This is a genomic window from Telmatospirillum sp. J64-1 (genome assembly GCF_006980715.1).
GTDB classification, from domain to species: Bacteria; Pseudomonadota; Alphaproteobacteria; order Rhodospirillales; family Magnetospirillaceae; genus Oleiliquidispirillum; species Oleiliquidispirillum nitrogeniifigens.
In genome coordinates, this window is sequence record NZ_SBHN01000040.1 from 1,964 (window position 1) to 13,194 (window position 11,231).

General features: G+C 65.4%; 16 protein-coding genes. All 16 read left to right on the forward strand.

The window, feature by feature from the left end; translation table 11 throughout:
• The coding region (locus EPD66_RS24455; protein ID WP_221931085.1) for a DUF3383 family protein at positions 1-492 on the forward strand (492 nt) is incomplete at its 5' end.
• Between the two features lie 21 nt (positions 493-513).
• The gene (locus tag EPD66_RS22780) at positions 514-969 is read left to right on the forward strand and encodes a phage protein (RefSeq protein ID WP_142850865.1); all 456 of its coding nucleotides are present in this window, start codon (positions 514-516) and stop codon (positions 967-969) included.
• A 10-nt stretch (positions 970-979) separates the two neighbouring features.
• Entirely contained in the window at positions 980-1,402 is a 423-nt protein-coding gene (locus EPD66_RS22785) for a phage tail assembly chaperone (RefSeq protein WP_142850866.1), read from the forward strand.
• A gap of 2 nt (positions 1,403-1,404) precedes the next feature.
• A complete protein-coding gene (locus tag EPD66_RS24185) occupies positions 1,405-1,572 on the forward strand; it encodes a hypothetical protein (protein ID WP_185961578.1) in 168 nt (55 codons plus the stop codon).
• 3 nt (positions 1,573-1,575) lie between these two features.
• On the forward strand, positions 1,576-3,429 hold the full coding sequence (locus tag EPD66_RS22790; protein WP_142850867.1) for a hypothetical protein: 1,854 nt from the start codon (positions 1,576-1,578) through the stop codon (positions 3,427-3,429).
• Positions 3,426-3,977, forward strand: coding sequence for a phage baseplate protein (locus EPD66_RS22795; protein ID WP_142850868.1), 552 nt, complete (start codon positions 3,426-3,428; stop codon positions 3,975-3,977). Before EPD66_RS22790 ends, EPD66_RS22795 begins: the two co-directional genes overlap by 4 nt.
• Positions 3,974-4,297 (forward strand): hypothetical protein, encoded by a 324-nt coding sequence (locus EPD66_RS22800; protein ID WP_142850869.1) that lies wholly within the window; start codon positions 3,974-3,976, stop codon positions 4,295-4,297. The genes EPD66_RS22795 and EPD66_RS22800 overlap by 4 nt, the downstream gene beginning before the upstream one ends.
• The gene (locus EPD66_RS22805) at positions 4,294-5,220 is read left to right on the forward strand and encodes a hypothetical protein (protein WP_142850870.1); all 927 of its coding nucleotides are present in this window, start codon (positions 4,294-4,296) and stop codon (positions 5,218-5,220) included. The genes EPD66_RS22800 and EPD66_RS22805 overlap by 4 nt, the downstream gene beginning before the upstream one ends.
• Positions 5,220-5,933, forward strand: a complete 714-nt coding sequence (locus EPD66_RS22810) for a Gp138 family membrane-puncturing spike protein (RefSeq protein WP_142850871.1) — start codon at positions 5,220-5,222, stop codon at positions 5,931-5,933. Before EPD66_RS22805 ends, EPD66_RS22810 begins: the two co-directional genes overlap by 1 nt.
• The gene (locus EPD66_RS22815; RefSeq protein ID WP_142850872.1) at positions 5,930-6,283 is read left to right on the forward strand and encodes a hypothetical protein; all 354 of its coding nucleotides are present in this window, start codon (positions 5,930-5,932) and stop codon (positions 6,281-6,283) included. The genes EPD66_RS22810 and EPD66_RS22815 overlap by 4 nt, the downstream gene beginning before the upstream one ends.
• Entirely contained in the window at positions 6,283-7,452 is a 1,170-nt protein-coding gene (locus tag EPD66_RS22820; RefSeq protein ID WP_142850873.1) for a baseplate J/gp47 family protein, read from the forward strand. The genes EPD66_RS22815 and EPD66_RS22820 overlap by 1 nt, the downstream gene beginning before the upstream one ends.
• Positions 7,449-8,120, forward strand: coding sequence for a DUF2612 domain-containing protein (locus EPD66_RS22825; RefSeq protein WP_185961579.1), 672 nt, complete (start codon positions 7,449-7,451; stop codon positions 8,118-8,120). Before EPD66_RS22820 ends, EPD66_RS22825 begins: the two co-directional genes overlap by 4 nt.
• Before the next feature lie 2 nt (positions 8,121-8,122).
• On the forward strand, positions 8,123-9,391 hold the full coding sequence (locus EPD66_RS22830) for a hypothetical protein (RefSeq protein ID WP_142850874.1): 1,269 nt from the start codon (positions 8,123-8,125) through the stop codon (positions 9,389-9,391).
• Positions 9,391-9,909: a DUF4376 domain-containing protein gene (locus EPD66_RS22835; RefSeq protein WP_142850875.1), complete on the forward strand. Its 519-nt coding sequence runs from the start codon at positions 9,391-9,393 to the stop codon at positions 9,907-9,909. The genes EPD66_RS22830 and EPD66_RS22835 overlap by 1 nt, the downstream gene beginning before the upstream one ends.
• A gap of 155 nt (positions 9,910-10,064) precedes the next feature.
• Positions 10,065-10,274: a Com family DNA-binding transcriptional regulator gene (locus EPD66_RS24865; RefSeq protein ID WP_142850876.1), complete on the forward strand. Its 210-nt coding sequence runs from the start codon at positions 10,065-10,067 to the stop codon at positions 10,272-10,274.
• Positions 10,226-11,035 carry a DNA adenine methylase gene (locus EPD66_RS22845; protein WP_142850877.1) on the forward strand — a complete coding sequence of 270 codons (810 nt, stop codon included), beginning with the start codon at positions 10,226-10,228 and terminating at the stop codon, positions 11,033-11,035. Before EPD66_RS24865 ends, EPD66_RS22845 begins: the two co-directional genes overlap by 49 nt.
• The last annotated feature ends 196 nt before the right edge of the window (positions 11,036-11,231 follow it).

Genomic DNA, 11,231 nt, shown 5'->3' on the forward strand with positions numbered 1-11,231 from the left:
GCCGAGGGCCTTTCGGAGACCCAGGCCAGGGCGCTGGAAGCCAAGCGCTGCAATGTGTTCGCCGCCTATGACAACGACACCGCCATTTTTCAGGAAGGGGTCATGGCCGGCGCGGCCTATTTCGACGAGATCCACGGCCTGGACTGGCTGCAAAACGCCATCCAGACCGAATGCTGGAACCTGCTTTATCAGTCCAAGACCAAGATCCCGCAGACCGATAGCGGGGTGAACCAGCTTGTCACCGCCATCGAGGGCGTGCTGGGCGAAGCGGTCAACAATGGACTGGTCGCGCCCGGCACCTGGAACGCCGACGGCTTCGGGCAGCTGGAACGCGGCGATTACCTGCCCAAGGGCTTCTACGTCTATGCCCAGGCAATCGCCGCGCAGCCTCAGTCGGAGCGTGAACAGCGCAAGGCGCCGCCGATCCAGGTGGCGGTCAAGCTCGCCGGTGCCGTCCATTCCGTCGATGTCGCGATTGACGTCAACCGCTAACCGCTGATGAAGGGGGTTTGAATGAGCGTTTACAGCTTTTTGGATGTCCATGCGGCCATCTCCGGCCCTGGCGGAAATTTCCCCCTGGGCGGCCCCGAGGCCGGCATTGCCGATGAGGGCATCACCATTGAGCCCACTGGCGATAAATCCACCATGACGGTCGGTGCCGATGGCGGGTGGATGCACAGCCTGTCGGGCGATAAGTCCGGCACGGTCACCGTGCGGCTGCTCAAGACCAGCACGGTCAATGCGCAGCTGGCGGCGCTGTATGACCTGCAAACCACCAGCGCCGCCATGCATGGGCGCAACACCATCACCATCCGCGACACCGTGCGCGGCGACACCATCACCTGTTCCGGCGTCGCCTTCACCAAGGCGCCGCCCCTGACCTATGCCAGGGAGGGGGGCACCGTTGAGTGGGTATTCGCAGCCGGCCGCATCGACCGCCAGCTCGGCACCGGCTCGCCTGAAAAGTAAGGGGATAATCATGAACCAATTCGAGGAATTCACCGCCGGGGGCCTGACCTTGCGACCCAAGCGCATCGATGCGCGCAAGCAGTTCCACGTTGCGCGCCGTCTGGCCTCCCTGCTGGGGCGCATCGGTGAGATCGAAGCCGTGGCGGCCGAGCCGCTCAAGGCCGCCGCCCTGCTGGGCGAGGCGCTGGCCGGACTGCCCGACGAACAGGTCGATTACATCCTCGATGTCGCGCTCGATGCGGCCGAGGTCAGGCAGGACGGCGGCACCGGATGGGCGCCCCTGCGCGCTCGCGGCGTGCTGATGTACGAGCTGGACATGCCGGCCTTGCTGACCGTCGCCGGGCGCGTGCTGTGGGCCAACATGCAGGGTTTTATGAGCGCCCTGCCCGGACTTGGCAACCAGGTGCAGGGCCTGATGGCATCGCGTGGGTAGCCATGGCAAGCGGGGAGGATTGGCTGTTCCGCCCCGTCCTTGAAGGGCTGTGCCGGTTCGAGAGCCTCAACGACGGCACTTTGAGCCTTGCCGATATCGCCGATCTCAACGAGGCGCTCGATGTCCGAGCCGAAAACGAGTGGCGTCTTGCCAGAACGAAGGAGAAATAGACGGTGCTGGGCGGCGTGATTGCGGAATTCCTAGCCCGCGTCGGCTTCCAGGCCGACCGCGCCTCGCTTGATACGGCGCTTGGCGCGGTCAAGGCATTCAGTCTTGCCGTGGGCGCAGTTGCGGGCGGCGCCTCGGCGGCCATCCTGCGTGTCGCCGGCACTTATACCGAGCTGGGCCGCGCCAGCGAACATCTGGGCGTGCCCGTTGCCCGCCTGCAGGAACTGCAATATGTCGCGGAGCAGTCGGGGGCCTCGGCATCCGCCCTGATGTCGAGCCTGCAAGGCATGCGCGCGAACAATCCGCATCTGCGCGATGCCGGTGCGGCGCTGGAGCATGCGGGCCGGCAGATGCAGGGGATGAGCCGCGCCGCCCAAGAGGCCTATGCCGCCCGCATGGGCATCGACCCCGCGCTGATCCCGATGTTGACCAGGGATGTCGGCGAACTGCGGGACGAATTCCAGGCCATGTACGCCACCGCCGGCGTTGATGCCCAGCAGGCGGCCGAGGCGGCAACCGGCCTGCTGGCGGAGATCGGCAAGCTGCGCACCATGGCCGAGATGGTCGCCAATGCCGTCTCTCTGGCCCTGTTCGAGCAGTTGCGGCGTGGCGCCGAGCAGCTGCGACGGGCCATCATCGAGAATTTTGACCGCATCAAGCGGGTGCTCGAAGGGCTGATCGGCTTCGCCTTGCGCATTGCCGGAGCTGTCGGCGCCTTTGCCGCCCGCATCATCGGATGGGTGATGCGGGTCGTGGAGTGGTTCGAAGCCCTTGATGACGTGCAGCAAACGGCGATTTTGACAGCCGGCGCTCTGCTGGCCGCGTGGCGGCTGCTGAACCTCGGCTTTCTGGCAACACCCCTGGGGGCAATCATCGCCGGGCTGGGCGTGATCATTGCCCTGGTCGACGATTACCTGACCTTCATGGAAGGCGGCGAGAGCCTGCTCGACTGGTCGCCCTGGGCGGACTCGATCCAGTCGGTGATCGAGGTGCTCAAACCGCTGGTCTCCATTGTGCTGGCCACGCTGATGGGGGCTCTGAAGGCCACCGCGCCGCTGCTTCAAGCCGTGATTCGCCTGCTGGGCGGTGTCGTCGACATCCTCGGCCAGATGGGCAGGCTGCTGGCCGCGCTCTTCTCCGGCGATCTGCGCGGCATTCTGGACACCTTGATCGGGCTGTGGCGTTCCTATGAGGAAACCGTGCGGGCCGTCTTCGCGGGACTTGCCGAAGCCATTGCCCAGATCTTCAGCGCCCTGTGGGCCTCGGTCAAGGGAGAGTTGCCGGATTTCGCCGCCTGGGCCGAAGCGGCAATCGGAACCATCGCTGGCATCCTGGAAGCAGGCGCGGCCCTTTTCGGGGGGTTTGCCGACACCCTGCTGACCATGTTCGAGGGCTTGGTCAGGACCATCGCCCAGATCTTCGCCGGTTTATGGTCGGCCGTGACGGCCGACCTGCCGGACTTTAGCGCCTGGGCCAGGGGATCGGCCGAGGCCATCCTCGGCATTCTGGGCGCGGCTCTGGATGCCCTGGCCCGTCAAGCCAACCGGGTGCTGGGCCTGCTGCCCGCCAGTCTGCGCAAGCGTTTAGGAATGGGCGACCAGGATGCCTCGGCCTCTCCGGCAAAGAGCGCCGCGCCGCTGCCCGACCTGTCGGCGCCGGCCCTGGTGCCTCCGCCGGCGCAGGTGGAGGCCGGAACGGCCTCGGCGACTACTTCGCCGGCGCAGGTGCATATCAGCCAGAAAACAGACATCCATGTCAGCACGTCCGGCGATGCCCAGGCCGCCGGCCGCGCCATTGCCCGCGGGCAGAACGACGTCAATGCGCAGCTGGTGCGTAATGCCCGAGGAGCCGTGCGATGAGCTGGATGTCCAAGCCGTCCCAGCCGGTGACCATCCGCCCGACTCGCAGTCTGGGCGGCATCACTTTCGATGTGGTGATCGAGGAGCACCATGAGGACAGCCTGACGATTACCGAGCATCCGGTCGAGCAAGGGGCGGCGATCAGCGACCATGCTTGGCGTCAGCCAGCCCTCGTGGTGATCCGTGCCGGCGTCTCTGATAGCAGCGGCGATGGAAGCGGGCGCCGATCCCAGTCGGTCTATGATGCGCTGCTGGCGTTGCAGGCATCGCGCGAGCCTTTCGACATCGTGACCGGCAAGCGCGCCTACCGCAACATGCTGCTGGAATCCTTAAGCGCCACCACCGACGCCGCGACCGAGAACGCCTTGGTCATCACGGCCGAATGCCGCGAGGTGATCATTGTCCGCACGGCCGTCACCTCGGTGCCGCCGCGTGCCCGACACGCCAATCCCAACCGCACCGGCGCCATCACCGACACCGGGCAGAAACAAGCACAGCCGCGCCGCAGTGCGCTCTCCTCGGTATTCGGGCCGGGAGAGACGTCATGAGCTTCTACGACATTCCGCTGTCGGGGCTGCCCGAAACCTTCACGGTTCGCCTGGACGGCCAGGATTACCGCCTGACCTTGCGCTGGTGCGACGCTCCCGAAGGGGGATGGCTGCTCGATCTGGCCGAAGCCGAAGGCGCCACACTGGCGGCCGGTCTGCCACTGCTCCCCGGCGTCGACCTGCTGGCCGGACATGCACATCTGGGCGTTGGCGGCAAGCTGTGGTGCCACTCCCCCGGCGGTCGGCCGCCCGGACCCGGCGATCTCGGTACGTCAGCGCAGTTGATCTTTGAAACGGATGATGAGGAGGACATGCCGTGACGCCTGATCCTGCCCGCCAGTGGCGGCGCGCCTGTTCGTTGATCGTCGGAGCAGATGCGGGCCAAGGCTTGGACCTGGAAGGCCTGCGCATCACCTTTGCCACGCACAAGGGCGATATCGAGACCCCCAACAGCGCCACCATCACCGTCTATAACCTCGCACCTGCCACGGCCTCACGGATCGGCGGCGAATTCAGCCGCGTGATCCTGTCGGCGGGCTATGAAGGTGCCATGGGCACGCTCTTCGATGGCCAGATCCGCCAAGTGCGGCGCGGTCGCGAAAACGGCACCGATTCTTGGCTCGAAATCACCGCAGCCGATGGCGACCGTGCCTATAACCATGCCGTGGTCAGCCGTACCCTGGCTGCCGGCGCCCGCCCGGCGGATCAAGTGGGGGTGGCCATGGGGGCCTTTGCGGCCCATGGCGCCAAGCCGGGCCATGTCGGCGACCTCGGTGGTCAGCCGCTGCCGCGCGGCAAGGTGCTTTACGGCATGGCGCGCGATGTCATGCGCAATGTGGCGGACGACCGCGAGGCGAGCTGGTCCATCCAGGATGGCCAAGTGCAGATGGTGCCGCTGCGCGGATATTTGCCGGGCGAGGCAGTGGTCCTGACCCATGAGACCGGGCTGCTGGATGCCCCCGAACAGACGGATCAGGGCATCAAGCTGCGCTGCCTGCTCAATCCCCGCCTGCGGATCGGCGGGCGCGTCCGCCTCGACAATGCATCCATCCTGCGCGCCAGGACCGACCTCAAGGTCGCGGCCTTTGACCGCGCCGCCCCGCTGGACAGCGACGGCTTCTACCGCATCATCCGGGCCGATCACACCGGCGACACCCATGGCCAGGACTGGTTCACCGACCTTTTGTGCATCGCCATCGACGACACGATGCGCATCCCGGTCGACCAGCTTGGGAGACGCTGATGGACCGCCGCGAACATTTCGACGATCCCCTGGAAGCCATCCGCTGCGCCATCGAAGGCAGCACCGCCGGCCTCTGGACTGCGCTGCCCGGCATCGTCGATTCCTATAACCCCGCTGCGCAGACCGTCACCGTCCAGCCTGCCGTCGCCGGTGTGATCGAAGATGCAGCGGGCCGACGTGCCGCCGCCGCGCTGCCCCTGCTGGTCGATGTGCCTGTCTGTTTCCCGGCCGGCGGCGGCTTCACGCTGACCTTTCCGGTGCGGCCCGGCGACGAGTGCATCGTCGTCTTTTCGGCCCGCTGCATCGACGCTTGGTGGCAATCGGGCGGCGTGCAGCCGCAGGCCGAGCGCCGCATGCATGATCTTTCCGACGGCATGGCTATCCTCGGCATCCGTTCGCAGCCGCGCGCCCTGGCGCCGGCAGCCGATACCGCCGCCGTGCAGCTGCGCGCCGACGATGCCAGCCAGTATGTCAGCATCCATCCGGGCGGCACCGTGGAGGTCAAGGCAGTGGCATCCCTGACCCTGGAAGCCCCCCAGGTCGTGATCAAAGGCGCGCTGTCGGTAACGGGCATCAATGGAGGTCCGACGACCGCCCGGCTAGAAGGTAGTCTTGCCGCCAGCGGCGATGTCGATGCAGGAGGCGTATCCCTCCGCTCGCATGTGCATGGCGGCGTCACACCCGGCGGCGGCAACACGGGAGGCCCGCAATGAAGTATCGGCGGCTATCTGCGGATAGGGATTACGTCATGGGGCGCGGCAACGCCGACCTGCTGACCGACACGCCCGAAACCGTGGCCCAGGCGGTCGCCACAAGGCTGCGCCTGCTTGCCGGTGAGTGGTTCTTGGACTTGCAGGAAGGCACTCCTTATGCTCCCGCAGTGCTGGGCCGCCATACCGCCGTGTCCTACGATCTTGCGGTCCGCGAACGCATCCTGGGCACCTCGGGCGTGCGCGCTATTGCTGCCTATGAAAGCACGCTCGATCCTGAAAGCCGCCGCCTGACCGTCGCCGTAACGGTCGACACCATTTACGGCCCCGCTGCGATCCAGGAGGTGCTGTGATGCCCCTGGCGCACCTGGATGAGACCGGCCTGCATCTGCCTGACTATCCGACGATCCTCGACTATATCCACGGCCGTCTGCGGGAGATCTACGGCGAGGATCTGTATCTGGAGCCCGATAGCCAGGATGGCCAGATGGCGGCGATTTTCGCCGAGGCCATCCACGATGCTTTCAGCTTGGCCGCTTCGGTCTACAACGCCTTCAGCCCGGCGACGGCGCAAGGCGTGAGCCTGTCGCGCCAGGTGGCCATCAACGGCCTACGCCGCAAGGCGGCGACCTACAGCACCGTGACCCTGCGCGTCGTCGGTACCGTCGGTACAATGCTGACAGATGCTGTCGCCAAGGATGGCGCCGGCCGCCGCTGGCTGCTCGATCAGGTAACCATCCCCACGTCAGGCGAAGCCCTGGTAACGGCCCGAGCGGCCGAGCCGGGGGCAATCCATGCGCCGGCCGGCGACGTCTCGCAGATCGACACGCCCATTCTGGGTTGGCACAGCGTCAGCAATCCCGCTCCGGCCATGCCCGGAGCGCCGGTCGAGAGCGACGCGGACCTGCGCCGGCGCCAGGCGCTGTCCACCGCGCTGCCCTCCCGGACAATCCTGGAAGGGGTCCTCGGCGCCGTGGCGGCTGTCCCCGGCGTGTTGCGCCTGCGCGGCTACGAAAATGATGGCAATGTCCCCGATGCCAACGGCATCCCCGGCCATTCGATTGCCTTGGTGGTCGAGGGCGGTGCAGATGATGAGATTGCCGCCGTCATCGCGGCCCGCAAGACACCGGGCTGCGGCACCTTCGGCACATCCATGGTCACCGTCCGCGATCGTTATGGCAGTCCGGCCACCATCGGATTCTTCCGGCCGACGGCCTTGCCCATCCACGTCCGTATCCGAATCAAGCCGCTGACCGGCTATCTGGCAGTGACCGGAGAGGCCGCCCGTCAGGCCGTGGCCGAGGCGATCAATGCCTTGGGCATCGGCGAGGATGTCTTGCTCTCCAGACTCTTCCCGCCGGTCATCGAGGCCGAACCTAGCCGGGCTGCCCGCACCTTCGATGTCCTGGGCATTGAGATCGGCACCGATCCCCAAGCCCTGGCACCAACCAATGTTCAGGTGGTGTTCAACAGTGCGGCGACGGCCGCGCTTGATGACATCCTGCTGGAGTTGGAGCCGTGACCAAGCCCTATACCGACCACATCACCTCCCAGCATCGGCGCCCGAAATTCGAGGCGACGGTGGATGCCGTCACCGCGCCTTTGGTGGAGATCCAGGCGGTGCTGGAGGATCTGCGCCGCGCCTTCGACCTCGACGCGGCAATCGGCGCACAACTCGACCAGGTCGGCGAATGGGTCGGCCGATCACGTCATCTGAAGGTGCCGCTGGATGGGGTGTATTTCGCCTGGGACACGCCCGGCGTGGGCTGGGGGGAGGGGTCTTGGCGCGGCCTTTATGATCCGGCCTCCGGTATGGTCAGCCTGCCCGACGATGTCTATCGGCAGCTGCTGAAAGCGAAAGTGGCCGCCAACAGCTGGGACGGCACCCGCGACGGCGCCTATGCCATCTGGGCCGCCGCCTTCGCCGATCAGGGCTCGCATATCCTGATCCAGGATCACGGCGACATGACCATCTCCATCGGCATCGCCGGCATGCCGCCCTCAAGCATCCTGACGCAGCTCCTGGTGCAAGGCTACATCCCGCTGAAGCCCGCCGGCGTCCGCGTGGCCTATTACGCACTGCCGCCGGTCGGCACCGAGGGGGCACTATTTGCCTGGGATTCCGATAGCCCCGCCCTGGCGGGCTGGGACAGGGGCGCTTGGCCCCGCATCCTTACGACTGAGGTCTAGTAATGCCGCTTAATCCTGACGCGACCAACGAGATCCTGCCCTTCGCACCCGACGGCCAGGAAGCCTTGGGCGACCTGGAGACCCTGGAAAGTTACCAGACCCATCCGGGGCGCTTGCGCGGCCATCAACCCGGTATCGCCCTGCGCGCTCTTGAGAACCGCGTGCTGCGCCAGGTCTCTCATATCGCGGCCGGCTTGGCGCAGTTTATCGCCAACCGGCACGCTGACGGCGTGCATGATGATGGTGATTTGGATGCCTTGGAAGCCGGCCTCGTCGAAGCGTTCACTTCATTGATCCCTGATGTGATTGATATCATTGAAGGAACCGAAGGGACTTTGACCGTTGCCCGGGGCGGCACGGGGGCAACCTCGGCTGCCGCAGCCCTGTCCAATCTGGGAGGCACGCCGGCCGGACGCACCATCACTGCCGGCAATGGGTTGGTCGGCGGCGGCGACCTCTCGGCAAACCGAAGCATCGCCCTGGGCACACCCGGCACCCTGTCGGCCGCCACCACCAATGCAGTCAGCGCCGAGAGCCACACCCACAATATCGACATCGCCACTCAGGCTGAGGCCGAGGCGGGGACGAACACGACCAAATTAATGACGCCCCAGCGCGTGGCGCAGGCCATCTCCGCGCTGGTCGGCTTGATCAATATTGTTAACGGCACCTCCGGCACCTTGACCGTTGCCCGGGGCGGCACGGGGGCGACCTCGGCCGCCGCTGCCCTGACCAATCTGGGTGGCACGCCGGCCGGACGCACCATCACTGCCGGCAATGGGTTGGTCGGCGGCGGCGACCTCTCGGCAAACCGCACCCTCGCCCTGGGCACGCCCGGCACCCTGACGGCCGCCACCACCAATGCGGCGTCTGCCGAAAGTCACACCCACAATATCGACATCGCCACCCAGGCCGAGGCCCAGGCGGGGACGAACACGACCAAATTAATGACGCCCCAGCGCGTGGCGCAGGCCATCGGTGCGTTGGCTGGGGGGCTTGGCTACGGCCAGTCTTGGCAGGATGTATCTGCACAGCGGCAAGTCCAGACTGCGTACCAGAACACCACCGGAAAGCCGATCATGGTGATGTTTGGAAGCAATGGCTCCCAGACGCAAAGAATGTCTGTGTCTCACAATAATTCTACGTGGGTGGAAATGGCGCTTGCGCAAAATAATGATAACGGAAGGTATGTTTATATAATCGTGCCTCCTGGGCATTATTATAGAGCGGATAACCCTGGGGCTTACGGTCGCTGGCTGGAGTTACGCTAATGGAATACGGGTTTTATCATCCCAGTCGGGGCTATTGGCAGTCCATCGGCGAGGTGCCGAAGGATATCCGCGACGCCTATCCGGAAGGCACAATTGAGGTGCCGCTGCGACCATCACCCAACCACGAATGGAAGGATGGCGAGTGGGTCGAGATGCCTGCTCCGCCGCTCGCTCGCGAGGACCTGCTTGATTATTTGGCCGCACGGCGCTGGCAGGCCGAAATCGGCGGGACCCTCTGGAACGGCTGGCATTTGCGCACTGATGAAGCCAGCCAGGGCAAATACCTGGCTGAGCTGCAGGCCATAGCCCTCGGCATCCGCAGCAACGATGAGTTGTGGAAATTCCCTCACGGCTTTGAACCCGTTTCCAACCAGCAAATGCAGGAAATGGCCGTCAAAGCCCGCCAGCATGTCCTTCAATGCTTCGCCCTTGAGGCGCAGCTTACTGGGGCGATCAAGGCAGGCACCATCACCACCCTGGCTGAGATCGACGAGGCTTTCGCCGCCTTGTCCACCTGAATCTGCTTTCCCCCGCCACAGGTCGGCCGGCGGGGGGCCTGGGCGTTGACCCGCCCAGAACCGCGAGAAAGGACCTCGCATGACCAGAACCGGCCGGATATCCGGTCATCCCCGCACCCGTGCACCGGGCGGGGCGAGTGTAGGCACTACCACGTATGGAGTCCATCCGCTGCGGCAGCTGCCGCCGGCTGCTTGCCAAGGCAGCCGCATATCAAGCCATCGAGATCAAATGCCCGCGTTGTGGGACGATCAATCGCCTGATGAGGGCCGAGAGCCCCGCACCAGAGCGCCCAGGAGCGCCATCGCCGGAGCCAACATGGCCACCAACGACAACCATGCCCCAGTTCGGCCGGTCGCACCGGTAGCGGCCTGGGTAGGAGGCAAGCGCAGGCTTGCCTCCAAAATCCTCCAGTTCATTGAGACCACGCCCCATGACACCTATGCCGAGCCCTTCGTCGGCCTTGGCGGTGTCTTCTTGCGGCGGCGCCAGGTCCCCAAGGCTGAGGTGATCAACGACGCCTCGCGTGACGTGGCCACCTTCTTCAGGATCTTGCAGCGCCACTATCCCCAGTTCATGGAGACCTTGCGCTTCCAGATCACCAGCCGTGCGCGTTTCGAGCAACTGGCCAAGACCGATCCAGAGACCCTAACCGACCTGGAGCGCGCGGCACGCTTCCTCTACCTCCAGCGCTTGGCCTATGGCGGCAAGGTCGCCGGCCGGACCTTCGGTGTAGATCCGGCGCGGCCCGCCCGCTTCAACCTTAATGTCTTGGGTCCGCGCCTCGAGGAGTTGCACGAGCGCCTGGCCGGCGTGGTCATCGAGTGTCTCGACTTCGAGGCATTCCTTTCCCGCTACGACCGCCCCGGCACCCTGTTCTATTGCGATCCGCCCTATTGGGGCTCGGAGGGCTATTACGGCAAGGATCTGTTCAGCCGCGCAGATTTCGAGCGCCTCTCAGCCTGCCTCCAGCGCCTGAAGGGCCGGATCATCCTCTCAATCAACGACACGCCCCAGGTCCGCGAGATCTTCGGCTGGGCGGAGCTGACGCCCGTGTCCACCACCTACACAGTCGGCGGCACCGGCAAGGTAAAGCCGGTCGGCGAGCTGATCATCACCAACGCCTGAAACAACAAGAGCCCGCCTTGCAGGGCGGGCTCTCTGCTCTTTGACATCGTGCATATTTGAATAGTCACAGAGGGATGGCGGCCAGCGCTACTCCGCCACTCCACTGCCGGGCCTCTGCCGCCCATCGCAGCCCCTCTGCCGTAGTCGGCTTCCTGGCCACCATTTTCGTCATCTCTGCCTTGAGATCGATCTGCGG